Source organism: Sphingomonas sp. DMC6 (assembly GCF_056314225.1).
The window spans coordinates 426,150-448,166 of the sequence record NZ_JBQUYT010000001.1; the positions used below are offsets into that span (position 1 = coordinate 426,150).

The 22,017-nt window shown below is 65.3% G+C and carries 24 protein-coding genes and 2 pseudogenes; 12 read left to right on the forward strand and 14 right to left on the reverse strand.

What is annotated here, in order from left to right:
* Window positions 1-6: 6 nt before the first annotated feature.
* The 6 genes from dacB to ACT53M_RS01805 all read right to left on the reverse strand — a co-directional run bounded on the left by dacB (window position 7) and on the right by ACT53M_RS01805 (window position 7,193).
* The gene (dacB, locus tag ACT53M_RS01780; RefSeq protein ID WP_476231056.1) at window positions 7-1,434 is read right to left on the reverse strand and encodes a D-alanyl-D-alanine carboxypeptidase/D-alanyl-D-alanine endopeptidase; all 1,428 of its coding nucleotides are present in this window, start codon (window positions 1,432-1,434) and stop codon (window positions 7-9) included.
* Window positions 1,431-2,684, reverse strand: a complete 1,254-nt coding sequence (locus ACT53M_RS01785) for a dicarboxylate/amino acid:cation symporter (protein WP_476231058.1) — start codon at window positions 2,682-2,684, stop codon at window positions 1,431-1,433. Before ACT53M_RS01785 ends, dacB begins: the two co-directional genes overlap by 4 nt.
* Window positions 2,685-2,686: 2 nt before the next feature.
* A complete protein-coding gene (locus tag ACT53M_RS01790) occupies window positions 2,687-4,249 on the reverse strand; it encodes an N-acyl-D-amino-acid deacylase family protein (RefSeq protein WP_476231060.1) in 1,563 nt (520 codons plus the stop codon).
* On the reverse strand, window positions 4,246-5,235 hold the full coding sequence (gene dgcA / locus ACT53M_RS01795) for an N-acetyl-D-Glu racemase DgcA (RefSeq protein WP_476231061.1): 990 nt from the start codon (window positions 5,233-5,235) through the stop codon (window positions 4,246-4,248). The genes ACT53M_RS01790 and dgcA overlap by 4 nt, the downstream gene beginning before the upstream one ends.
* The gene (dgcN, locus tag ACT53M_RS01800) at window positions 5,219-6,229 is read right to left on the reverse strand and encodes an N-acetyltransferase DgcN (RefSeq protein WP_476231063.1); all 1,011 of its coding nucleotides are present in this window, start codon (window positions 6,227-6,229) and stop codon (window positions 5,219-5,221) included. Before dgcN ends, dgcA begins: the two co-directional genes overlap by 17 nt.
* 79 nt (window positions 6,230-6,308) lie before the next feature.
* On the reverse strand, window positions 6,309-7,193 hold the full coding sequence (locus tag ACT53M_RS01805; RefSeq protein ID WP_476231065.1) for a LysR family transcriptional regulator: 885 nt from the start codon (window positions 7,191-7,193) through the stop codon (window positions 6,309-6,311).
* Window positions 7,194-7,325: 132 nt separating this feature from the next.
* Between ACT53M_RS01805 and ACT53M_RS01810 the strand changes: the two genes are divergently transcribed.
* On the forward strand, window positions 7,326-8,786 hold the full coding sequence (locus ACT53M_RS01810) for a UxaA family hydrolase (protein WP_476231067.1): 1,461 nt from the start codon (window positions 7,326-7,328) through the stop codon (window positions 8,784-8,786).
* 11 nt (window positions 8,787-8,797) lie between these two features.
* Here ACT53M_RS01810 and ACT53M_RS01815 read toward each other — a convergent pair.
* A pseudogene (locus tag ACT53M_RS01815) lies at window positions 8,798-8,932 on the reverse strand (IS5/IS1182 family transposase); the annotation flags it as partial.
* Window positions 8,933-9,458: 526 nt separating this feature from the next.
* Here ACT53M_RS01815 and ACT53M_RS01820 point away from each other — a divergent pair.
* The 5 genes and pseudogenes from ACT53M_RS01820 (at window position 9,459) to ACT53M_RS01840 (ending at window position 11,696) form a co-directional block, all read left to right on the forward strand.
* Complete coding sequence (locus tag ACT53M_RS01820) at window positions 9,459-9,629, forward strand: hypothetical protein (RefSeq protein WP_476231069.1); 171 nt, start codon at window positions 9,459-9,461, stop codon at window positions 9,627-9,629.
* Window positions 9,630-9,667: 38 nt separating this feature from the next.
* Window positions 9,668-9,748 (forward strand): annotated as a pseudogene (locus ACT53M_RS01825) (IS5/IS1182 family transposase); the annotation flags it as partial.
* Between the two features lie 132 nt (window positions 9,749-9,880).
* The gene (locus tag ACT53M_RS01830) at window positions 9,881-10,111 is read left to right on the forward strand and encodes a hypothetical protein (RefSeq protein WP_476231071.1); all 231 of its coding nucleotides are present in this window, start codon (window positions 9,881-9,883) and stop codon (window positions 10,109-10,111) included.
* A 4-nt stretch (window positions 10,112-10,115) separates the two neighbouring features.
* Window positions 10,116-10,640, forward strand: coding sequence for a gamma carbonic anhydrase family protein (locus ACT53M_RS01835; RefSeq protein WP_476231073.1), 525 nt, complete (start codon window positions 10,116-10,118; stop codon window positions 10,638-10,640).
* A gap of 111 nt (window positions 10,641-10,751) precedes the next feature.
* The gene (locus ACT53M_RS01840) at window positions 10,752-11,696 is read left to right on the forward strand and encodes an NAD(P)H-dependent flavin oxidoreductase (RefSeq protein WP_476231074.1); all 945 of its coding nucleotides are present in this window, start codon (window positions 10,752-10,754) and stop codon (window positions 11,694-11,696) included.
* A 9-nt stretch (window positions 11,697-11,705) separates the two neighbouring features.
* Here ACT53M_RS01840 and ACT53M_RS01845 read toward each other — a convergent pair whose 3' ends face one another.
* Window positions 11,706-12,164, reverse strand: coding sequence for a DUF1465 family protein (locus ACT53M_RS01845; RefSeq protein ID WP_476231076.1), 459 nt, complete (start codon window positions 12,162-12,164; stop codon window positions 11,706-11,708).
* 74 nt (window positions 12,165-12,238) lie between these two features.
* Complete coding sequence (locus ACT53M_RS01850; RefSeq protein WP_476227771.1) at window positions 12,239-12,436, reverse strand: YdcH family protein; 198 nt, start codon at window positions 12,434-12,436, stop codon at window positions 12,239-12,241.
* 154 nt (window positions 12,437-12,590) lie between these two features.
* Between ACT53M_RS01850 and ACT53M_RS01855 the strand changes: the two genes are divergently transcribed.
* Window positions 12,591-12,761 carry a YdcH family protein gene (locus ACT53M_RS01855; protein ID WP_476231078.1) on the forward strand — a complete coding sequence of 57 codons (171 nt, stop codon included), beginning with the start codon at window positions 12,591-12,593 and terminating at the stop codon, window positions 12,759-12,761.
* A 97-nt stretch (window positions 12,762-12,858) separates the two neighbouring features.
* Here ACT53M_RS01855 and ACT53M_RS01860 read toward each other — a convergent pair whose 3' ends face one another.
* The 3 genes from ACT53M_RS01860 to ACT53M_RS01870 form a co-directional block, all read right to left on the reverse strand.
* Window positions 12,859-13,230, reverse strand: a complete 372-nt coding sequence (locus ACT53M_RS01860) for a PilZ domain-containing protein (protein WP_476231080.1) — start codon at window positions 13,228-13,230, stop codon at window positions 12,859-12,861.
* A 114-nt stretch (window positions 13,231-13,344) separates the two neighbouring features.
* Window positions 13,345-13,812 carry an RNA polymerase-binding protein DksA gene (dksA, locus tag ACT53M_RS01865; RefSeq protein ID WP_476227768.1) on the reverse strand — a complete coding sequence of 156 codons (468 nt, stop codon included), beginning with the start codon at window positions 13,810-13,812 and terminating at the stop codon, window positions 13,345-13,347.
* 725 nt (window positions 13,813-14,537) lie between these two features.
* Complete coding sequence (locus ACT53M_RS01870; RefSeq protein WP_476231082.1) at window positions 14,538-15,524, reverse strand: hypothetical protein; 987 nt, start codon at window positions 15,522-15,524, stop codon at window positions 14,538-14,540.
* A gap of 78 nt (window positions 15,525-15,602) precedes the next feature.
* On the opposite strand from ACT53M_RS01870, the gene serS reads away from it, so the two are divergent.
* From serS to ACT53M_RS01890, 4 genes are read left to right on the forward strand one after another with little or no spacing between them, the layout of a single operon-like run.
* Window positions 15,603-16,883, forward strand: a complete 1,281-nt coding sequence (serS, locus tag ACT53M_RS01875; protein ID WP_476231084.1) for a serine--tRNA ligase — start codon at window positions 15,603-15,605, stop codon at window positions 16,881-16,883.
* Window positions 16,883-17,647 carry a 5'/3'-nucleotidase SurE gene (gene surE / locus ACT53M_RS01880; protein WP_476231086.1) on the forward strand — a complete coding sequence of 255 codons (765 nt, stop codon included), beginning with the start codon at window positions 16,883-16,885 and terminating at the stop codon, window positions 17,645-17,647. The genes serS and surE overlap by 1 nt, the downstream gene beginning before the upstream one ends.
* 56 nt (window positions 17,648-17,703) lie before the next feature.
* Complete coding sequence (locus ACT53M_RS01885; protein ID WP_476231088.1) at window positions 17,704-18,789, forward strand: peptidoglycan DD-metalloendopeptidase family protein; 1,086 nt, start codon at window positions 17,704-17,706, stop codon at window positions 18,787-18,789.
* Window positions 18,786-19,130, forward strand: a complete 345-nt coding sequence (locus ACT53M_RS01890; protein WP_476227763.1) for a DMT family protein — start codon at window positions 18,786-18,788, stop codon at window positions 19,128-19,130. The genes ACT53M_RS01885 and ACT53M_RS01890 overlap by 4 nt, the downstream gene beginning before the upstream one ends.
* Before the next feature lie 9 nt (window positions 19,131-19,139).
* Here the strand turns inward: ACT53M_RS01890 and ACT53M_RS01895 are convergent, their stop codons facing one another.
* Complete coding sequence (locus tag ACT53M_RS01895) at window positions 19,140-19,667, reverse strand: N-acetyltransferase family protein (RefSeq protein WP_476231089.1); 528 nt, start codon at window positions 19,665-19,667, stop codon at window positions 19,140-19,142.
* A 139-nt stretch (window positions 19,668-19,806) separates the two neighbouring features.
* Here ACT53M_RS01895 and rimO point away from each other — a divergent pair, with 139 nt between their 5' ends.
* Window positions 19,807-21,141, forward strand: a complete 1,335-nt coding sequence (gene rimO, locus ACT53M_RS01900; RefSeq protein WP_476231090.1) for a 30S ribosomal protein S12 methylthiotransferase RimO — start codon at window positions 19,807-19,809, stop codon at window positions 21,139-21,141.
* Window positions 21,142-21,158: 17 nt separating this feature from the next.
* Here the strand turns inward: rimO and ACT53M_RS01905 are convergent, their stop codons facing one another.
* The gene (locus ACT53M_RS01905; protein WP_476231091.1) at window positions 21,159-21,983 is read right to left on the reverse strand and encodes a hypothetical protein; all 825 of its coding nucleotides are present in this window, start codon (window positions 21,981-21,983) and stop codon (window positions 21,159-21,161) included.
* Window positions 21,984-22,017: the final 34 nt, after the last annotated feature.

Here is a 22,017-nt window from a genome sequence, read left to right on the forward strand (position 1 = left end):
GCTGCCCTACTCCGCTGCTGCGATCACCTCGAGTGCCGCGTCCATCGCTCGGGTGGCGGACACGCCTTCGGGCACATCATTGGCATATACAGCGAAAGTCAGGGTCCGGCCGCTCGCCGCCACCATATATCCCGCCAGTCCGTTCGTGGCATTGAGCGAGCCGGTCTTGGCGAATATCCGTCCCTCCAGCGGCGTGCCCTTGAAACGGCGCCCGAGCGTGCCATCGACACCTCCGACTGGAAAGCTGGCCCGCCACGCTGCGCCCCAAGGCTGCGCGGCGCCCCAACGCAACAGCGTCACAGCGCCGCGTGGCGTGATGCGATTATAGGTCGACATGCCGGACCCGTCGTAGAAACTATAGGCCCAGCGCGGTAATCCCGCTTGCCCCAGCAGCGTGGAGACCACCGCCTGCCCGTCGGAAACCGACCCGCTGCCCTGCCGCGCGCCCACCCGACGCAGCAACAGCTCGGCATGGAGGTTCTGGCTGACCTTGTTGGTATGGATCAGGTCCTCGGCGAGCGGCGGCGGTGTCAGCCGGGCGAGCGGCGGCGCCTCGGCGGGATGCGCAACCGGTACGTCCCCGCGAAGCTTCGGATCGTCATTGGGGCCGAGCGGACGATGCCGCACCCGCACCGTACCTTCAACCGTCACGCCGCGCGCCGCCAGCATCGCCTTGAACCGCCACGCGGCATAGTCGGCGGGATCGTCGATACCGGTCACCAACGTCACCGGCGCCCCGCCCGCAGCGATCGAGCCGGTGAGACGCAGCCGCCGTTGCAGCGGCAGACGGTCATAGCCGAGGCCCGTCGCACCGGTAGCGGCGCTCGTCGCTCGGTTGTCGATCGTGATGTAGCCCGGCCCTTCGATTCGCGGGGGTGTGCCAGCGGCGCCCGGCGTCACGCGGATTACCAGTTCGTTATCGTCGAGCGTCAGTGCGGAAATGCCAGTGCCGGAGCGCGTGGGAATGTTGTTCCAGCTCATGCCGGAACTCCATCGCTCGTCGGGAAAGGCGGTATCGTCGCCGATCACGTCACGAACCCGCCGCGTCTTTGCGGCCACCGCATCGGCCAGCGTCGCGAGGCAATCAGTCTTACAATCGTCCGCACTCGACAGCCGCGCGTCGCCATGCCCGACCAGCACCACGTCACGCCCCTCGATCCGCACCGCTACGCCACCGTCGGTATCGGGCGCATCAACCGGCAGCGTGGCATAGGCGGCGGCGGTGGTGAACATCTTGGTGTTCGAGGCAGGAATGAAGCGCTGATCGGGGTTGATCGCGACGATCTCGCGCCCCTGATCGTCCACCACGACCATGCCGAAGCGCAGTCCCGGGCCTGCCTCTGCCAGCTTGGTTTCCACCCGCTGTTGAAGGTCCGACTGGGCCTGGGCGGGCAGCGCGACGCACAGCGCAACAAGCAGCAGCGAGTTTCTCATGCGCGATCGGCTCCGCGATAGACGGTTTTGTCGAGTTCCCCCTCCAGCCGCGCGACGCAGGTCGCGACCGCCAGATTTGCCGAGGCGCTGGGGACAGTACGCGTCATGTCGAGCAGCCGGTCGAACGGCAATACGAATCCCACCACCAGCGCGGTCTGCTCGGGCGCTACCCCCACAGCCGACAGCACTGCCGCCAGCATGAACAACGAGGCGGACGGCACCGGCGCGGTGCCGAATGCGGCAAGCGCGCCGGTCAGCAGCACCAGCCCATACACTTGCGGCGTCAGCGGTACGCCGAACGCCTGCAACGCGAACATGCTCAGCAGCCCGACATACATTGCCGTTCCATCCTTGCCGATGCTTGCGCCGAGCGGCAACACGGTGGAAAAGACCGGCCGGCCCAGCCCCAGATTGTCCTCCGCAACCCGCATCGCCACCGGCAATGTCGCCGAGCTGGAGGCGGTGGAAAAGGCAACGACCAGCGCATCGACGATCCCGCTGAAGAAGGGCAGCACCGGCAGGCGCGCGACCAGCCGCAGCAACAGGCTGTGAACCACCAGCATCTGGATCAGCGAGCCCAGCACGACCGCCAGTGCGAGCCAGCCGACATGCACGAACATCGCCGCGCCGTTCGCGGCAACGGCATTGGCGATCAGCGCGAACACCCCGAACGGCGTCGCCTCCATCACGATGCTGACAATGCGCAGCAGTACCGCCGAAAGCGACTGGAGTAGCGCAGTGAATGGCTTGCCCGCCTCGCCCGCGACGACGGTGCCGCAGCCGGTAAGGATCGCAACGAAGATCAACGCGAGCATGTCGCCCTTGCCGAGCGCGTCAACGACATTGAGGGGGATAATGCCAATCAGTTGCTCATAAGGCGTGACCGGTTTGCCCAGCGCGTGCGGTGCGGCAGTACCGAGCGGTGCGCCAAGGCCCGGCTGTATCAGCACGGCGACCAGCATTCCCACTGATACGGCGATGGCCGTGGTGAGCGCGAACAGTGCGATCGTGCGCCCGCCCAGGCCCCCCAGCCGCTTCGGATCGGCAAGCGCGGTGATGCCCGCGGCGATCGTGACGAGAACAATCGGCGCAACCAGCATCCGGATCGCGCGGACGAACAGGTCGCCGAGGAACATCAGCTTCGGCGCAGCAGTCGGCCAGAGAACCCCGAACGCCAGGCCGAGCACCAGTGCAGCGAGGACACGCTGCCAAAGGGCGATGATGAACCAGCGGCGGAGCAGCGTGCTCACGCTCACCCGCACGTACCGGCCCTGGGAGCATGCGGCAGCGCCCGCCCGCCAGCGTTGCCGGTCATCCTGCCCCCGTCGACCGCGACCACGCCATTGACCAGCACGGTCCGAACCCCGGCGGCGAGCAGCTTCGGTTCCTCGTAGGTCGCTCGCGAAGCATAGCTTTTGGGATCGAACACGACGACATCCGCAAACGCGCCCGCGCGCAAATGTCCCCGATCCTTCAGTCCGAACCAGTCCGCCGGCAGCGCGCTGCTCCGGTCGATGAAAGCCCGTAGCGACAGGACCTTATCCGCCACGACATATTTGGCGTATTTCCGCGCGAACGTGCCATAGACGCGGGGATGCCCGCCTGAGGCATCCGAACCCGTCATCACCCAGGGCTGCGCCATGAAGGCGGCAATATCGGCTTCGCTCTGGTTGAATGACACCACACCAGGGTCGGCGACGCGGATCACTGCGATCGCGGCGTCCACCGCATCCTTGCCCATCGCCTTCGCCACCGCCGCCAGCGTCTGGTTGCGATACTTACCCTCGACGATCAGCAGCTTGTCCGCCCCGCCGCGCTTGCGCAGATTTTCCACGATCCCCGCGCGCAGCTTTGCCGCCAGAGCGGGATCATCGAAACGCTGGAGCAGTGCTGGCCGCCCGCCATCCTGCGCCCAGAGCGGCATCAGCGACGCGACCAGGCTCGTCCCGCTCGCCGACCAGGGATACTGATCGGCCGTCACGTCCTGGCCCGCAGCGCGGGCGGCGTTCACCTTGGCGATGATCGTTGGCGCCATGCCCTGCACATCGACGCCGAGCGCCTTGATATGACTGATATGCACCGGAAGATGCGCCTCGCGGCCGATCTGCAGCAATTCGTCGATCGCTGCCGCCAGGCCGACCGTATAGCTGCTCTCGTCGCGGATGTGGCTGTCATAGACGCCGCCGCGTTTCCCCGCCTCTTCGGCCAGCGCCACGACTTCGTCGGTTTTGGAAAAGCTTTGTGGCGCATAGAACAGCCCGGTCGAAAGCCCCAGTGCGCCATGGCACATCGCGTCCGCCACCAGTGACTTTTCGCGCGCCAGTTCCTCGGGCGTCGGGGGACGGTCGGCCATACCGATCACCTTTTCGCGCACTGCGCCAAAGCCAACATAGACCGCGTAATTGATACCGACCGGCTTGTTGGCGGTACTGCCCAGCACGCGCGCGACATCGGGGTCGCCGCCGCCATCATTGCCGATAAAGGCAGTGGTCACGCCCTGCATCAGAAATGCCGGGATCAGCCGAACGGCCGGATCGGCAGAGGCGAGATCGTCGCCCATGTGTGTGTGTGGATCGATGAAACCCGGTGCGACGATCATCCCCCGCGCATCAATCGCACGACGGGCACGCAGCGCAAGATGTGGTCCCACCGCCACAATCCTGTCGCCGCGTACTGCGACGTCGCCAACGAAGGGCGTGGCGCCGCCCGGATACACAGTGCCCCCACGAATCAGCAGGTCCACCTGTTCCGGCGCCGTGGCGGGCGCGGCACCCAGTCCCAGCAGCGCCATCCCCGACAGCAACGCGATCTTCATGCCGATCCCCAGAAATCCGATTGCGGCGGCAACAGATAGCCGTCGGCGTCATGCACCCCGCCGGGGCGATCCTCGGCAAGCCAGAGCGGTCCGTCAAGATCGACGAAATCGCTGCGCCGCGCGATGTGCAGCGCGGCGGCGATCGATAGCGACGTGGAGATCATGCAGCCGGTCATCAGGCCCAGCCCCCGCGCGCTTGCCGCATCCGCTAGTTCCAGCGCCGCTGTCAGGCCGCCGCTCTTGTCCAGCTTGATGTTCACATGGCTGTAGCGGCCGACAATCCGATCGAGATCGGCAGCGACGTGCACCGCTTCGTCCGCACAGATCGGCACTGCGCTTATGAAACCCGCTAGCCATGCATCGGAATCGGCGGGAACCGGCTGTTCCAGCAGCGCAACACCGCATTCTATCAGAACCGGCTCCATCGCGCGGAGCAGGGGTTCGTCCCAGCTTTCATTTGGGTCGACGATCAGCCTGGCATCGGGTGCGGCGCTCCGCACCACGCGGATCCGTGCATCGGGGATGTCCGCATCGACCTTCACCTTGATCAGGGGTGCCGTCGCCACCGCGCGCGCCGCAGCCGCCATGGCCGGGGGCGTATCGATGCCGATAGTAAGCGCGCTCGCCATGGCCCGCGGCTCGTCTGCGCCGATCATCTGCGCCACCGATCTGCCGCCAAGGCGCGCCTCAAGGTCCCAGAGTGCACAATCGACCGCGTTGCGCGCTGCGCCCGGCGGCATCAGTGCCAGCAATTCGCCCCGAGTGGCACCGGCTTCCACCGCCGGGCGGACAGCTGCGACAGCCGCCAAAGCGCTCTCGACGCTTTCGCCGTAGCGGGGATAAGGAATCCCCTCCCCCAAACCGGCCATTCCGCCGGCAATGATCCGCACGATAACGACATCGGCCAGCGTCTTTTCGCCACGCGAGATGCGGAAGGGACGGCTGAGCGGAAACCGCTCGTGGCGTGCCTCAACCGTGCGGCGCATCGAGCAGTTCGTCGAGGATCGCGTCGACACCGACCGCCACCGGATCGGTGCAGGGAAGCCCCAGTCGCTCGGCCGTTTCGGCACAGAGCCGCTCGGCCGCGTCGCGCGGCAGCCGCGAGGTGTTCAGCGCGATGCCTACCGCACGCACGTCAGGGCTCGTGAGCCGGGCCATTTCCAGATTGAGCGCAAGGCACGCGGCAAGATCCGGCAGCGGGCGCCCCTCGGTACCACGCATCGATTGCCGCACCGGATCATGGCACAGCACGATCGCTTCAGGCTGTGCGCCGTGGAGCAGGCCCAGCGAAACGCCGGCATAGGACGGGTGGAACAGCGATCCCTGCCCCTCGATCACGTCCCAGCCCCCATCGTCGCGGGCCGGCGCAAGCTGCTCGACCGCGCCGGAGATGAAATCCGCTACGACGGCGTCGATCGGCACGCCCTCACCGGCAATCAGAATGCCGGTCTGCCCGGTCGCGCGGAAATCGGCCTTGGCGCCGCGCGCCTTCAACCCGCGAGCCAGTGCGATGGTGGTGTACATCTTGCCCACCGAACAATCGGTGCCGACCGTCAGCACGCGCCGCCCCGCGCGCGGTTTTCCGCTGCCGACGGGAAGCGCAGCCGGCGGTTCGCGCACATCGAACAATTGTAGCCCCCGTTCCGCAGCCAGCGCGGCAAGCCGGGGGACATCGCGCAGGCGCTGGTGCAAACCGGCGGCGACGTGCATGCCCGCCTCCAGCGCAGCGGCGGCGTCGGCGATGAGGGCGTCGCCCAATACCCCGCCCGAATTGGCGATTCCGAGCACCATCGTCCGCGCGCCGCGCGCCGCCCCCTCGGCGATCGACAGCCGCTCCAGCCCCAAGGTGAGCGGGCAATCGTCGTGGCGAAATTCGCCGACGCAATCGCCGGGCCGGAACTCGGCGAGGCCGCGCGAGGTCTTGATGCCGGCAAAGTCGGTGCTGTGGCCGATATAGAGCAGGAACGGAGCGGGGATCATGCCGGCACGCTATCCTTTACGCGGCGTCCACGCGCATAACGATCTACCCCGCCGCCATAGCCGGGCGTTATGCCCCGGCTCATGACAGGTCGATCACGCGCGCGAGCGTTTTCAGAAACTCGGTTGCGAGTGCCGTGGGTGGCCGGTTCAGCAGGAACATTGCATGGACGTCGAACGTGACCGGCGGCTTCAGCGGACGCATCGCCAGACCGGGGGCGAGCGACGCCTGGGCGGTGAAGCTGTCCACCACCGTCATCCCCACCCCCTGCGCGACGAGCGCGGTCGCGATGTAGAAGGTGCGCGCGGACACCACCTCGTCCAGCTCGACATTCGCCCGCTGCAGTTCCTGGGTGAACAGATGGCCGATCGGACCACTGGCAGCCAGGCTGATGAAGCGCTGGTCGCGCAACTGATCCAGCGTGATCCGCGCCGGCGCATCGGGCATATCGGCTTCCCGATAGAGCACCACCAACTCGCCCTCGCCGAGCCAGCGATGCCCGATCGGCGCGGCCGGCGGCACTTCATAGGCAATCGCAATGTCGGTCTCGCGCTCGTAGAGCTTGCGCAGAAGGTCGTCGTGGTGGACCGTCTGCAGGTCGAACTTCACCTGGTCGTGGTTGCGCAGGAAGCGTGCGACCGCGGTGGGCAGCGCCGCCAGCGCAAGCGAGGGCAAGGCCGAGACGCGCAGCATCTGCCCGGCGCCGCGCTTCAGGTTCCGGCTCGCCTCGCGCAGCGCATAGACGCGATCCTGGATCTCGCTCACTTCGGCGAAAAGCATGTGCGCATCCTCGGTGGGCACCAGCCGCCCGTTGGTGCGCTCGAATAGCGGAAAGCCCAGCAGCGATTCGGCGTGACGCAGCATCTTCGAGACCGAAGGCTGCGATACGTTGAGCGCGCGTGCTGCGCCGCTCACCGAACCGTTCACATAGACGGCGTGAAAAATTTCGATGTGGCGGAGGTTCATGGCGCGACCCGATCAGGCATAGCCTCAGTCTATCGCCCGATCGGATGCTGGCAATGGCGCATTGCGCTGCGGCCTTTGCAGCGGCGCCGACACCGGTTACCAAGCTGGCATTCTCTGACCATATCGGTACCCATGTCCCCCGCACTCTTCCAGATCGACCCGAGCGACGACGTTGCCACTGCCCTGCGTGATGTGGCGGCGGGTGAGCGGCATCTTGGCGTTACCGTAACGGCCGACATTCCAAAGGGGCACAAGGTAGCCGTGCGTGACGTTGCGGCGGGAAGCGAGGTACGCAAGTTCGGCTTCCCGATCGGCCGCGCGCGGTGCGCCATCGCTGCCGGCGAGCATGTCCATGTCCACAATGTCGCCACCGCGCTCGCGACCAGCGGGGCCTATGGCTACACGCCGCGCTTCGCTGCGCCGACGCCTGTCGAAGGGCCGCAATTTCAGGGCTATCGCCGCAGTGACGGCCGCGTCGGCACGCGCAATGAAATCTGGATCCTGCCGACCGTGGGGTGCGTCGGCCGCACTGCGGAGAAGATTGCCGCACGTGCGGCCGAGCGATTTGGCGGACAGGTCGACGGCATCCACGCCTTCACGCATCCCTTTGGCTGCTCGCAGCTGGGCGACGATCTGGAGGGCACGCGGGCGATCCTGACGGCGCTCGCCAACCACCCCAATGCCGGTGGCGTGCTGCTTGTCGGCCTGGGCTGCGAGTCCAACCAGATGCGCGGCATGCTCCCCGGCATCACCAATCCCAATATTCGCACGATCGGTGCGCAGGCAGCGGCGGACGAAATCGAGGAAGGGCTGGCGCTGGTCGAGGAACTGGTGGCTGTCGCCGCGCAGGCGACACGCACCCCTGCCCCGCTTGCCGAACTGGTGCTGGGCGTGAAATGCGGCGGTTCGGACGGTTTTTCAGGGCTTACCGCCAATCCGCTGGTCGGCCGGATGAGCGACGCGGTTACGGCAGCGGGCGGCACCGCGATCCTGACCGAGATTCCCGAGATTTTCGGCGCCGAACAATTGCTGATGGAACGCGCCGAAAACGCCGCGATCTTTGAGCGCGTGGTGGCGATGGTCAACGACTTCAAAGCCTATTTCACGCGGCATGGCGAACCGGTTTCGGAAAACCCGTCGCCCGGCAACATCGCCGGCGGCATTACCACGCTTGAGGAAAAGTCGCTGGGGGCAGTGCAGAAGGCAGGCCATGCGACCGTTACCGACGTTATCGGCTATGGTGCAAGCGTGCAACGGCGCGGGCTGACCCTGTTGGAGGCGCCCGGCAACGATGCCGTGTCCTCCACCGCGCTTGCCGCGGCAGGTGCGACGGCGATCCTGTTCACCACCGGACGCGGAACGCCGCTCGGTTTCCCGGTGCCTACCGTAAAGATCGCCTCGAACAGCGATCTCGCCGCTCGCAAGCCGGGCTGGATCGACTTCGATGCCGGCCAGGTTCTTGCGCAGGGCATGGATGATGCGGCCCGCGCCCTGCTCGACACCATCGTCGCGGTCGCGTCGGGCCAACAGACCGCCGCCGAACGCAATGGCGAGCGGGAGATTGCCATCTGGAAGCGGGGTGTGACGCTCTAGGTCGTAGAATCCTAAGTGCGGAGCCACAGCCGCATTGATGCGAGCTGGACCATGGCGAGGAAGTTCTCCGCCAACTTGGCGTAGCGTGTGGCGACGCGGCGGAAGTGCTTGAGTTTGGAGAAGAAGCGCTCGATCACATGCAATTCGAAGTCCGTCAGGTCGTATCGGCGCATGCCAACGCTGAATTATAGATTCGAGCGACGCGGAATTCGCCGACCTTACCTCTGGCGAACCAAGTCACACCATGGACGTATGTCATCATGGCAGCGATAGGCTTTTTCGTTCTCGGTCTGGCGGCTTGGCTCGTGGCGCTATTCGCGCCTCCTTTCCTGGCGCTTTGGTTCTGGAGTCGGGCCACCGAGCGAGCGCGGCCATGGTTGGCTCACCTGCTCTTTCTTCCTTTTTCTCTAGCAACTGAGTGGGTGTCGGTTCGCGTAATCTTCTTCGCGGCTCACGATGACGGAGAAGGCCCCCCGGGTTGGGCCTGCTCCTAATCCTGCCATTCGCGATGCTTCTTGGATCAATCATCATCTACTATGCCACAGTGACTTGGCAGATCGTGCGCGTGACAATGCGTTTGGTCAGACGCAACTAGCTCGTGAACCCATAAACGGTTGAGCGCTCCAGCCGATTGGCTACAACCGCGCGATGGGGCGAGGACCAGCATTGTTTGTGGCGCTGCTGATGGCGGCGGGGATCGTGCGGACGCTCATCAGGGGCGAAGCCGCAGCGGGCGAAGGGCTGTCGCGAGAGGACGAGCCGCTGGCATTCTGGGGCATCGTTGGGATTGCCGCTGCCGTCTTGGTTGTCATGCTGTACATCGCGTGCAACGCTCACAGCTGAGGCTTTCCTCCGGAGCCGTCTCGTGATTCACGCTCTGCATGAGCCGATATGACCTTACCGACTTCGAGTGGCGCGTGATCGAGCCGCGACTGCCCAACAAGCCGCGAGGCGTGTCACGCTCTAAGCCTCTTGTCGTTCCCGCACTTGCGACCAGCGTATGTCGCACTGCGGCAGTCCGCATTTTCCCGGCATTGCTGCCGTAAGCTGAACGGGTTAGGCCGCGTTCCGGGGAAAGACCGGGGTGGTGGAATATGGCTGAATTTTTCATCTTCATCTATGCAATGACCTCCGGCTTCGTGCTGTTGACGATGCAGCGCAATCGCCGCGAGCAGCGCGCTGACGCACCGATTGTTACGCTGGTCGGCTGGGGCCTGTTCTCGCTTTCCTCGACCCTCGCGGTTCTGATGGGCGCGGTCGCCCTCGCGCTGGCACTGGGGATGCACATGCCGCTGCCCGCCGGCTTCGACAGCGTGAGCTTCTGAGGCCGTGCCGCTCTATGCACTAGACGGCAAGGCGCCGCAGATCGCCGCCGATGCCTGGGTTGCGCCCAGTGCCGAACTGATCGCCGATGTCCGGCTTGGTGAAGGCGCCAGCGTCTGGTTCGGCGCCGTGATCCGCGCCGACAATACCCCGATCACGATCGGCGCGCGCAGCAACATTCAGGAGCGCGCGGTGTTGCATTCCGATCCCGGTTCCTCCCTGACGATCGGCGAGGAAGTGACCGTCGGCCACGGCGCAATTCTGCACGGCTGCACCATCGGCGACGGTACCCTGATCGGCATGGGCGCCGTCATCCTCAACAACGCCGTGATCGGGCCGGAATGCCTGGTCGGCGCCGGCGCGCTGGTGACCGAGTGCAAGGAATTTCCCGCAGGACATCTGATCGTCGGCAGCCCGGCACGCGCCGTTCGCCCGCTCGACGACGCGCAGCGCGCACTGTTGCGGGCGAGCGCCGCGCTCTACGCCGCCAAGCAGCGAGACTATGCCGAGAGACTGACACCGATTGACTGAGTCGGCGATTCGCAATCGCGGTTCCGCCGGGTGGGATTGCGAATGTGGCGCTGCCGTAACGTCGCGGGCGCATGCCTAGACAGGCTTCGTCACTGCGGTATCAATTCCGGCATGGCACTTCCCGCGCTCTTCGACCGCTTGCGGCTTCCCGTCATCGGCTCGCCGCTATTCATCATCTCGGTCCCCGCGCTGGTGATCGCCCAGTGCAAGGCGGGCATTGTCGGCGCCTTCCCAGCCCTCAACGCGCGCCCGCAGAGCCAGCTCGACGAATGGCTGCACCAGATTACCGAAGAGCTCGCCGCGTGGGACCGGGATCATCCCGACACACCCGCCGCGCCCTTTGCCGTCAACCAGATCGTCCACCGGTCGAACCCGCGGCTTGAAGAGGACGTTGCGACCTGCGCCAAATGGAAGGTGCCGATCGTCATCACCTCACTGGGCGCCCGACCTGAGCTTAATGATGCCGTCCATGGCTGGGGCGGCATCACGCTCCACGACGTGATCGACGACAAATTTGCCCACAAGGCAGTCGAGAAAGGCGCCGATGGGCTGATTCTGGTCGCCGCAGGTGCAGGCGGCCACGCGGGTCGACTGAGCCCGTTCGCGCTGGTGCAGGAAGTCCGCGAGTGGTTCGACGGGCCGGTCGCACTATCCGGGGCGATCGCCAATGGCGGGGCGATCCTGGCAGCACAGGCGATGGGTGCCGACCTCGCCTATATCGGCTCGCCATTCATCGCCACCGAAGAGGCGAATGCCGTCGAAGCCTATAAGCAGGCGATCGTCGACGGCCATGCGGACGACATCGTCTATTCCAATCTGTTTACCGGGGTGCACGGCAATTACCTGCGCGCCTCGATTGTGGCGGCCGGTCTTGATCCGGATAATCTGCCGGAGAGCGATCCCAGCGCGATGAACTTTGGCGGCGCCAAGGCCTGGAAGGACATCTGGGGTTCCGGCCAGGGTATCGGCGCAGTCCACGCTATCGAGTCGGCAGCAGCGCGGATCGAGCGGCTGAAGCAGGAATATGCGGCTGCGCGGGCGCGGCTGCTGGGCTGAACCCTTGGCTCAGAAGGCGCCGCTAAGGCGGTCCAGCATGCGGCGGGCGGGGCTGATGATCGCCAGCGGCATTTCCAGCGAGGAATCGAGCCGGGCGACCCGGCGATAGAGATCGATGCTGGTCGAGATGATGCTGTGCGCCTGTGGCGGCATCGAAGCGAGCGTGTCCGTTGCCGTTTCGGGCGCCGGACCCAGTCGGCGCGACGGCGCGAGCGCATCCGCCGGCTCCAGCTCGCCCGCATCCACGGCGCGCTGGTTAAGCAGCCAGGCGATGATGTGCATCAGCCGCGTCGTGACCTTCAGCGATTCGCAGGAAAAGGCGACGCGATCCAGCGCATCCAGCGTGTCGCGCTCCTCGCGCCCCATCTGGTCGAAATAGCCGCGCGCCTCGTCCGCGAGGACCATCGCCTCGACATAGAGCGAGTCGACCAGCTTGCGGTGAATCTGGGTGGCGGCCGCGTCCGTCATGCGCAGGGTGGTGCCACAGCTGCCCCGGGGCGGAAAAGACCCAATCTCCGTCGCGATGGACTGAAAGGAGACGTTCAGGCGATAATGTCGGGGATAAGTTGATCCTCGAGCAGCGCAATCTCGTCGCGCAGCCGCAATTTCCGCTTTTTCAGGCGCGCGATCTGCAACTGGTCGCTGGTGCCGGTGCCGAGCAGGGCCGCAATGGCAGCGTCAAGATCGCGATGTTCGGAACGGAGCGCCTCGAGCCTGCGCAGGATCTCGCTGTCTTCCATGCCGATCCCTGCCCCGCCTTTGCCTCGCACACCAACCGCAGATCGTCGTGCCTTTTTTGCAGCCCGTCGATCCGGGAATATTCTAGGCGCGACAAGAACGAATTTTCGTGATGTAATTCGATCCCCCCCCAACTGACCAAGGAGGATCGCTTCCATGCAGAACGCGCATTTTTCGGCACTTAGCGCCAAACATTCGCATCTGGACGAGCGAATCGAAGCCGAATCGCACCGCCCCCTCCCCGATCAGATACTTATCGCGCAACTGAAGAAGCAGAAGCTTCGCGTCAAGGAAGAGATGACGGCTACTGCGGCTGTCCACAACTAAATTGTCGGAAGGCCGCGCGCAGGGGCGGCCCACGCCCCGCGCCGGCCCACCCGAGCGCAATCCGCGCGGTACGCCCGCGCCGATGCGAAAGCGCCGGTTAGCGGCGCGTGATAATCGGCTTTACGAAAACCGGGGTGGTTTCACCCTTGCCCACCGGCTTGCGCGCGAGCTTCGGGTCGATCGGGTTGTCGAAAGCAATGCCTACGCGCCCTTCGGCGGCCCAGGCGATGCGGCCGCTGACCCAGCCCACGCCGCGCACTTCCACCTGCACCGGCGTGCGAATGCCGATCGGTGCCGAATATTCCGCCATCAGACCGCCGGCCGAAAGGTTGCGAACGCGCACCTGCCCGGCATCGCCGCCATCGACCAGCAAATGCGCCGCCAGCAACAGGCTGTCGCGCGTATCGCTACGCTTGCCGGCGAAGTCGTCGGCCGAAAGCATCATCGGTGACAAGGGAGACTGATCCATTCTCGCTCTCAAACGCATTCCTGTCTTTGCGCGCGACTAAACCAGCAATCCTTATCGAATCGGTTAACCGAACCCGCCCTTGCGAAGATTTCTCGCGGGGCGGGCGGCATGGCGTCATTCGTCGCGGCTGATTTTTTCGTTCCGTTCGTGCCGTTCCTGCGCCTCGACCGTCATCGTTGCGGTCGGACGCGCTTCGAGCCGGGCAAGCGGGATCGGTTCACCGGTCACTTCGCAATAGCCATATTCGCCTTCCTCGATCCGGCGCAGTGCGGAGTCGATTTTGGCGATCAGCTTGCGCTGGCGATCGCGGGTGCGCAGTTCGATCGACCAGTCGGTTTCGCTCGATGCGCGGTCGGTCAGATCGGATTCGCGCAACGAGTCTGACTGAAGCTGGTTCAGCGTGCCTGCCGCTTCGCGATAGATCGCATCCTTCCAGGCGTTGAGCTTCGCCCGAAAATAATCGAGCTGCCGCTGGTTCATGAAGGGTTCGTCAGCGCTCGGCCGATACCCGTCTTCGCCGTCATTGGCAGCAGGTGGTACGCCTTTACCCGGTTCGTCAAAACGATCCAAAACAGTAGCCATCCCCACTCTCCACACCAGTCTGCCCGGAGGTCAGCCACCGGAGACTGTCATTGCCCGGAGGGCCTATACTTTCGCGCGCCGCGGTTAACAAGCGCAGCCTTTTCGAAGGAACCGCGCTTTCCGACTTAAAATGGAGGAAATTAGCGGGCGCTGAACCAGCCTGTTTCGGCAGGAAATTGGCGCCCGACTGTGTGGCACGGGGGCGGTCTGGCGAGCCCGATTGTGCCGAACCAGTACATTAACCCTGTTTGTTGGGGCTCGCGACACCTGATTTTAGGGATAAGGAGGTAAATGCAAAATTAGTGCTCTCGTGCGTAAAGCATTGGTTGGCTTTTTTCCGGCATCGACAAGGGGCGTTGTGGAAGTCCGGAAGGAAAGCGGCCGGGATCGGATGAGTGGGGCAAGATGTCTGTTCGTACTGCTTTGGCAAAACTCTGTGCCTGCGTATGCGGCGGCGCCGTCGTTGGCGGTGGCGGAGTCTATGTCGCGCAGCGTAACGCGCAGCACCACGCCAGTGCGGCGCAGCACGCGGTTGTCGCCAAGAAGCGCGTGGTTCACCGCGCCGTCGTCGCCCGTGCGGTGCGACAGGTCAGCACTGTTCGCCGCACCGTAACTACCCGCACCCAGAGCCAACCGCAGGTCGTGGTTCTTACGGCACAGGGCGCGCCGGTGCCCCTGCCCCCCGCAGTTGCAGCCGCTGCGGCCGCCGGCGGATCGGGCGGCAGCTATGCCCCTACCGTGATTGGCGGATCGAGCGGCGTCGGCTTCATGGGCGGCTTCTTTGCGGGGGGCTTTTTCGGCAGCTCGGGCGGCGGGAGTTCCGGCGGCGGCAGTTCCAGCTCCGGGAACAGCAGCGGGATAAACATCACGATTTCGTCGACATCCTCGTCTAGCGGCGGGTCCACCTCTACCGGGGGATCGTCGACGGGCGGATCGTCGAGCGGCGGGTCTTCCACCAGTTCTTCCACGGGCGGGTCGTCCACATCAACCGGGGGGTCCTCCACCTCCACTGGCGGCTCTTCGACCGGTGGCTCCTCGACCAGTTCTTCGACCGGCGGCTCTTCCACGGGCGGGTCTTCTACGTCGACCGGAGGCTCGTCCACTTCGACGGGCGGATCGTCCACTTCCAGCGGGATCTCCAGCTCTACCGGCGGCTCCTCCACCTCTAGCGGCGTCTCCAGTTCTACCGGCGGATCGTCGACCGGTGGTTCGTCGACTTCCAGCGGGGTTTCCAGCTCCACTTCCAGCGGCGTGTCGAGCTCGACCTCCAGCGGCGTATCCAGCTCTTCTTCCACGTCGAGCGGGGTTTCCAGCTCATCTTCGACATCAACGTCGAGCGGGGTTTCCACGTCTAGCGGCGTGTCGACCTCGTCGTCGAACTCCAGCGGCGTCTCCACGTCGAGCGGTGTATCGACTTCGTCCTCGACCTCCGGTTCCACATCGAGCGGCATCTCGTCGACTTCGAATGGCTCGTCGAGCACTTCCAGCTCGACCTCGAACGGCGGGTCGAGCGGATGGAGCAACTCGAGCGGGTGGAACACGTCCAGCGGCTGGAGCAATTCGAGCGGGTCTAGCGGCCATAACGGCAGTTCCGGCGATCCCTCGAGCTCCGGCGCGAGCGGCGGCGGTTCGTCTGGAGATCCGTCGCCGGTGCCGGCACCGCCGATGGTCCTGTTGTTTGGCGGCGCTGCGGCGGCACTGGTCGCGCGCAAGCGGCTTTCGCGCAGCAAGGAAGCCTGAACCCGGAGCGGGGTTGCGCAGCGCCGGGCGCCTCGCCATAGGCTGGCGGCATGCACGACATCCGCTTCATCCGCGAAAATCCCGAGGCCTTCGATCAGGGCATGGCGCGCCGTGGGCTACCGCCCCTGTCCGCCGAGCTTCTCGCACTCGACGAACGCCGCCGCGCGCTGGTGACCGAGCTGCAGGCCGGCCAGGCACGCCGTAACGAGGCTTCGAAAGCGATCGGCGCCGCCAAGGCGCAAAAGGATGAAGCAACCGCCGCCGCGCTGATGGCCGAAGTCGCCGCGTTGAAGGAGCGGCTGCCCGCGCTGGAGGCGGAAGAGAAGGCGGTCGGCGACGATCTGGAAGGCCGGCTCGCCGCGCTGCCCAACCTTCCCTATGCCGATGTGCCGCAGGGCGCCGACGAGAACGACAACGCGCTTGTCCACGAGCGCGGCACGGTGCCGCAATTTGGCTTTCCGGTCCGCGAGCATGACGCGATCGGCCCGGCGATCGGGCTGGATTTCGAAACCGGCGCATCGATTTCCGGCGCGCGCTTCACCTTCGTGCGCGGCGATGCCGCCCGGCTGCACCGCGCGCTGGGCCAGTTCATGCTGGACACGCTGACCGGCAGCCATGGCTATGAGGAATGCGTGCCGCCGCTGCTGGTGCGCGACGAAGCCGTGTTCGGTACCGGGCAGCTGCCGAAATTCGCCGAGGATCTGTTCCATACGACGGATGGGCGCTGGCTGATCCCCACCGCCGAGGTGAGCCTGACCAACGCGGTGCGTGAAAAGATCCTGAGCGAGGAAGAACTGCCGCTACGCCTGACCGCGCTGACCGCCTGCTTCCGTTCCGAAGCAGGCGCCGCCGGACGCGACACGCGCGGCTATATCCGCCAGCACCAGTTCGAGAAGGTCGAGATGGTGTCGATCACCACGCCCGATCAGTCCGAGGCAGAACATGAGCGGATGACCGCCTGCGCCGAGGACGTGCTGGCCAAGCTTGGCCTCGCCTTTCGCCGGATGAAGCTGTGCAGCGGCGACATGGGCTTCACCGCCGCACGCACCTATGACCTGGAAGTCTGGCTCCCCGGCCAGGCGCGCTACCGCGAGATTTCGTCCTGCTCAACCTGCGGCGATTTCCAGGGACGGCGGATGAATGCGCGCTACCGGCCGGAAGGCGAAAAGGGCACGCGCTTCGTGCATACGCTCAACGGCTCTGGCCTGGCGGTCGGCCGTACGCTGGTGGCGGTGCTGGAGAATTACCAGCAGGAAGACGGATCGGTGGCAGTGCCGAGCGTGCTCCAGCCCTATCTGGGCGGCCTCAACCGGCTTGAGCCGCGCGGCTGATGCGCATCCTGCTCACCAACGATGACGGCTATCACGCGCGCGGCCTCGCAGTGCTCGAACGCATTGCGCGGACGATCTCCGACGACATCACCGTCATCGCGCCGCAGGAAGAGCAGTCGGGAAAGAGCCGCGCGCTGACTCTGACCGAACCGTTCCGCGTTCGCCGCCATGCCGACAATCGTTACGCAGTCCGCGGCACACCGACGGACTGCGTAATGTTCGCGCTGGCCGAAGTAATGAAGGATGCCAAGCCCGATCTGATCCTGTCGGGCGTCAATCGTGGCGGCAATCTGGGCGAAGACGTCAGCTATTCGGGCACCGTTTCGGCGGCGATGGAAGGTGCGCTGGCCGGCATCCGCTCGGTAGCGCTCAGCCAGCGCTACGCCCAGTCGGGCATGGGGGATGCCGTTCCCTTTGCTACGGCCGAGGCCTGGGGCGAACGGGCGCTACGTCCGCTACTCAATTTGACATGGGCGCCGCGTACCCTGATCAACATCAACTTTCCGCCGGTTGAGGCCGATGCCGTGTGTGGCATCAAGGTCGTGTCGCAGGGATTGCGTGATTATGGCCGGGTCGGTCTGGATAAGCGTATGGATCCCCGCGGTTTTCCTTATTATTGGCTGGCGATGGGAAGACTTCCGCATCAGCCGATGCCGGATACTGATCTGGAAGCAATCGAGCAGGGTTTCGTTACTGCCACGCCGCTGCATCTGGACCTCACCCACCGCGAATCCATGCAAAATCTGGCAGCTCTTTACCTTTAGCTAACCATAACTCGGTAGTTCCGACCGCATTAACCATGAATGCGTGGGTCGGGGCTATGATGGGAATACGGCTTTTGGTCGCCACTTTCGGCGCCATGCTATTGAGCGGCTGCATCCCGCCGAGCGGGGGCCATGGCTATAGTCAGACGCCGCCGCCCCCGCCCGTTTCGGCGATGCAGACTGCCAGTGAAACCGGCTATGAGCATCAGTCGCTGGGAGGCGATACCGACGTACGCAGCCTGCCTGCGCCGCCGCCGGCCTGGGTCGCCCGCCCCGTAACGGCCGACGCGCGCCGCATCGCCGCCTCCAGCTGGACCGTTTCGCCGCGTGACACGCTGGGCAACATCGCGCTGACAACGGGCGCCGGCGTAGATGCGATCGCGCACGCGAACGGCCTAACGCTGCCCTACACAATCGTGCCGGGGCAGAAGCTGACCATTCCGGCGGGCCGCTATCACCTGGTCCGCGGCGGCGACACCGGCATCGCAATCGCGCAGGCATATGGCGTTTCCTGGAGCAAGATTATCGCTGCCAACGGGCTGAACGAACCATTTCAACTCCGCGCGGGGCAGCGGCTCCTCATTCCCGACACCCGCGCCGACGCCCGCGCGGCGCGCGCCGCGCGCTTCCATGTCGATATCGATGATATTGTGACCGGCGGACAGCCGGCTGTTGCCGATCGAAGCCAACCTGCCGCGCCGGCCGCCAACGCGGGCCGCGTGCTGCCTTCCACCACACCGGTCGAATCGCCCGCCCGCTTCGGGGGCGCCTTCGACTGGCCCGTCCGTGGCACCCTGATCGGGCGTTTCGGCCCTCATCCCGGCGGCGAACGGAACGATGGCATACAGATTGCCGTTCCTGCAGGAACGCCTATTCGGGCGTCTGCAGATGGAGTCGTGGCTTATGTCGGCAATGAAGTGCCTTCGCTCGGAGGGCTGGTGATCGTGCAGCACGGAAATGGCTGGGCCAGCGTCTATGGCCATGCAAGTCAGCTGATGGTGCAGCGCGGCCAGGCCGTGAAGCAGGGCCAGACGATCGCGCTCGCGGGGCGCAGCGGCGGCGCGCCGCGGCCGGAACTGCATTTCGAGCTTCGTCAGGGCCGCACCCCGGTCGATCCACTCAGCCGGTTGCCGCGCCTGTGATCGATCGCCTTTTGCCGATCGGCCTGCTGCTCGTCTCCAATCTGTTCATGACCTTTGCCTGGTACGGGCATCTCAAGTTCAAGAGCACCCCGCTCCTGCTGGCGATCGTCACGAGCTGGGGCATTGCCTTTATCGAATATTGCTTCGCGGTGCCGGCGAACCGCTATGGCAGTGCAGTCTATTCGGCCGCGCAGCTGAAGGGCATGCAGGAAGTGATTACGCTGACGATCTTCGCGGGCTTCTCGGTGCTGTACCTGGGCCAGAAGATCAGCCTGAACCACCTGATCGGCTTCGCGCTGATCGCGGCCGGCGCGTTTTTCCTGTTCCGCGCGCCGGCCTGACCGGCGCCGTCAGAACCGCGCTTCGAGCAGTACGACGCTGGGGTCGCCTTCCACCGGGCGGGCCGCGAAGCCCATTTCGCGTTCCAGCTCGATCGCCAGATGGTTCTCCCGGCTCTCGATCGACAGCAGCTTGCCGACACCGCGCCGCTTGGCCTCCGCCGTCAGGAACTGGAGAAGGCTCCAGCCAATCCCCTGCCCCTTGCGGTCCGCGCGGATCGAAATCGCGACTTCGGCCGTCGCCATCGCCTTGTCGCAGGCGAGCATGGCAGAGGCGACCAGTTCGCCCGCGGCCGTGAACGCCAGGAAGCTTTCCGTCTGCCAATGGTCGACATGCGTCAGCGCGGCGGCCTGGGCGCGATCGATATGGGCGCAGGCGGTGAGGAAGCGGAACCGGCGATCCTCATCCGATACTGCGTCGAAAAACACCTCCAGCGCGGCCTCGTCTTCGGCCGCGGCAGGGCGAACATCAATTTCGAGGCCCGAACGGGTCTTGAGTTGGACGGGGTGATCGAGTGGTGCCGGGGCGGGCGAAGTCATGGCCTGTTCTCCATGCGAATAGGGCGCCGCTGTAGCGCCTGGGCGGCGGCACCCGAATGCGTAATCCTCCGCAGGACAAGCGCGTTCCGGTCCCGCCCCTAGCTTTTCGGACGCACTCGCCCTATGTGCGCCGCCAATCATGGCAACGCGACTCCCCGAAGCCCCCAAGGTGGGCATGGTGTCGCTCGGCTGTCCCAAGAATCTGGTCGACTCCGAGCGTATCCTGACCAAGCTCCGTTCGGACGGCTATGCGCTGTCGCCGGACTATGCCGGCGCGGACGTCGTACTGGTGAACACCTGCGGCTTTCTGGATAGCGCCAAGGAAGAATCGCTGGAGGCGATCGGCGAGGCGATTTCCGAAAATGGCCGCGTAATCGTGACCGGCTGCATGGGCAAGGAAGCCGAGTTGATCCGCACCCGCTTCCCCAACGTGCTGGCCGTCACCGGCGCGCATCAATATGAGGAAGTGGTCGGCGCGGTCCACGAGGCGGCGCCGATGCCGCCTTCGCCCTTCGTCAATCTGGTGCCGGACAGCGGGCTGAAACTCACGCCGCGCCATTACAGCTATCTGAAGATTTCCGAAGGCTGTAACCACCGCTGCAGCTTCTGCATCATCCCGTCGCTGCGCGGCGATCTGGTCAGCCGCCGGCCCGACGCGATCCTGCGCGAGGCGGAAAAGCTGGTCGAGGCGGGCACGAAGGAACTGCTGGTCATCAGCCAGGACACCTCCGCCTATGGCATCGACATCCGCAAGGAGCCGCGGATGTGGAAGGGCCGCGAGGTGGTGCCGCACATGACCGACCTTGCCCGCGAGCTGGGCCAGATCGCCCCCTGGGTGCGGCTGCACTATGTCTATCCCTATCCGCATGTCGATCAGGTGATCCCTCTGATGGCCGAAGGGCTGGTGCTTCCCTATCTCGACATTCCGTTCCAGCACGCCGCGCCGAATGTGCTACGCGCGATGAAGCGCCCGGCCAACGAAGCCAAGGTGCTCGAGCGGCTGCGCGGCTGGCGGGAGATTTGCCCGGACATCGCGATCCGCTCCACTTTCGTGGTGGGCTTCCCCGGCGAGACCGAGGAAGATTTCCAGTATCTGCTCGACTGGCTCGACGAGGCCCAGCTCGACCGCGTCGGCGCGTTCCGCTTCGAGCCGGTCGAGGGCGCCTCGGCCAATGACCTGCCCGGCGCGGTGCCGGAAGAGGTCAAGGAAGAGCGCTACGCCCGCATCATGGAAAGGACCGCCGCGATCAGCGCCGCCAAGCTGGAGGCGAAGATCGGCCGCACGCTGGAAGTGATCATCGACGCGGTCGACGAAGACGGCGGCGCCACCGGCCGCAGCCAGGCCGACGCGCCGGAGATCGACGGCGAAGTGTTCCTGCGCGACGCCGGCCATCTGGAGCAGGGCGACATCGTCCGCGTCGAGATCGAGGACGCCGACGAGCATGACCTGTACGGGGTGCCGGTAGAGGATTGACGGCGTCGCCCGGCCCTTCAGGCCGGGTCTGTCGGTTCCTCTTCCGCTGACGAACGAAGACGAGCGGTACCCTTGCGTGGCTTGGGCGGCCTGACCGTCTCGCTCTTCAGCGGCAGCCGGCCCATCGCTCGCAGGATAAGGAAAACGATCGCGATCAGCGGCACGCCGAATGACATGACCCAGGGTGCGAACGGTCCGCCCTGAAAGCCAGCAGCGCCGACCACAAGAAAGCCGATCGGGGTCACAGCCCACTGGCCGGTCGTCCAGTCGAGCTGGAACATGCCGAACGAAAACAGGGTGCCGAGGCACCACAGCGACTTCAGACTCAGCTTCGGCGTGCGCAGCGCCAGAATGAATGCAGTGATGCTGATCGCGAGCGCGGCCACCATCAGCGCCAGCCACAGAAAGTGGATGAAGCCCTTGTCCTTGAAGGTGAAGGCATTCGCTTCCATGAGGGACCGGTTCAGCGGCTGCACGAAGACTGCATTGACCACCGGCTTCGGCCCATCGGTTTCAAGCACCACCTGAAGCAGCGCCCACTTGCCGCCACCTGCCACTTCATAGACGAATTGCTTGAGAAAAATGGCGCGCGCATCACCCTGCATGCGCTGCACGTTGACCGACCCGAGCACGGGGTGGCCCTGCGGCGCCAGCGCCTGCATCCGATGGACAAGATCGGCGTTGAGCTGCGGGCGCAGTTCCGCATTGGCGTGGCTGACGAGCCAGTTCGCGTCGCCCTTCTGAACCGCGGTCGCGGTCTGCAGCGCGAGCGCCTGCTCCTGCGGATTGCTGAACTGGTTGAACAATTGCTGATAGGAGCAGGCCGACAGAACCAGCAGCACCAACAGCGCAAAAACCCGACGCATGCAGCCCCCC

Excerpts from the sequence above, each read along its gene's own strand:
- ACT53M_RS01805 (WP_476231065.1), bottom strand. The coding sequence starts at position 7,193 with ATGAACCTCCGCCACATCGAAATTTTTCACGCCGTCTATGTGAACGGT.
- ACT53M_RS01790 (WP_476231060.1), bottom strand. The coding sequence starts at position 4,249 with ATGAAGATCGCGTTGCTGTCGGGGATGGCGCTGCTGGGACTGGGTGCC.
- surE (WP_476231086.1), top strand. The coding sequence starts at position 16,883 with ATGCGCATCCTGCTCACCAACGATGACGGCTATCACGCGCGCGGCCTC.
- ACT53M_RS01860 (WP_476231080.1), bottom strand. The coding sequence starts at position 13,230 with ATGGATCAGTCTCCCTTGTCACCGATGATGCTTTCGGCCGACGACTTC.
- dacB (WP_476231056.1), bottom strand. The coding sequence starts at position 1,434 with ATGAGAAACTCGCTGCTGCTTGTTGCGCTGTGCGTCGCGCTGCCCGCC.
- ACT53M_RS01855 (WP_476231078.1), top strand. The coding sequence starts at position 12,591 with ATGCAGAACGCGCATTTTTCGGCACTTAGCGCCAAACATTCGCATCTG.
- ACT53M_RS01830 (WP_476231071.1), top strand. The coding sequence starts at position 9,881 with ATGGCTGAATTTTTCATCTTCATCTATGCAATGACCTCCGGCTTCGTG.
- ACT53M_RS01885 (WP_476231088.1), top strand. The coding sequence starts at position 17,704 with ATGATGGGAATACGGCTTTTGGTCGCCACTTTCGGCGCCATGCTATTG.
- serS (WP_476231084.1), top strand. The coding sequence starts at position 15,603 with ATGCACGACATCCGCTTCATCCGCGAAAATCCCGAGGCCTTCGATCAG.
- ACT53M_RS01810 (WP_476231067.1), top strand. The coding sequence starts at position 7,326 with ATGTCCCCCGCACTCTTCCAGATCGACCCGAGCGACGACGTTGCCACT.
- ACT53M_RS01895 (WP_476231089.1), bottom strand. The coding sequence starts at position 19,667 with ATGACTTCGCCCGCCCCGGCACCACTCGATCACCCCGTCCAACTCAAG.
- ACT53M_RS01840 (WP_476231074.1), top strand. The coding sequence starts at position 10,752 with ATGGCACTTCCCGCGCTCTTCGACCGCTTGCGGCTTCCCGTCATCGGC.
- dgcA (WP_476231061.1), bottom strand. The coding sequence starts at position 5,235 with ATGCGCCGCACGGTTGAGGCACGCCACGAGCGGTTTCCGCTCAGCCGT.
- ACT53M_RS01845 (WP_476231076.1), bottom strand. The coding sequence starts at position 12,164 with ATGACGGACGCGGCCGCCACCCAGATTCACCGCAAGCTGGTCGACTCG.
- rimO (WP_476231090.1), top strand. The coding sequence starts at position 19,807 with ATGGCAACGCGACTCCCCGAAGCCCCCAAGGTGGGCATGGTGTCGCTC.
- dgcN (WP_476231063.1), bottom strand. The coding sequence starts at position 6,229 with ATGATCCCCGCTCCGTTCCTGCTCTATATCGGCCACAGCACCGACTTT.
- ACT53M_RS01850 (WP_476227771.1), bottom strand. The coding sequence starts at position 12,436 with ATGGAAGACAGCGAGATCCTGCGCAGGCTCGAGGCGCTCCGTTCCGAA.
- dksA (WP_476227768.1), bottom strand. The coding sequence starts at position 13,812 with ATGGCTACTGTTTTGGATCGTTTTGACGAACCGGGTAAAGGCGTACCA.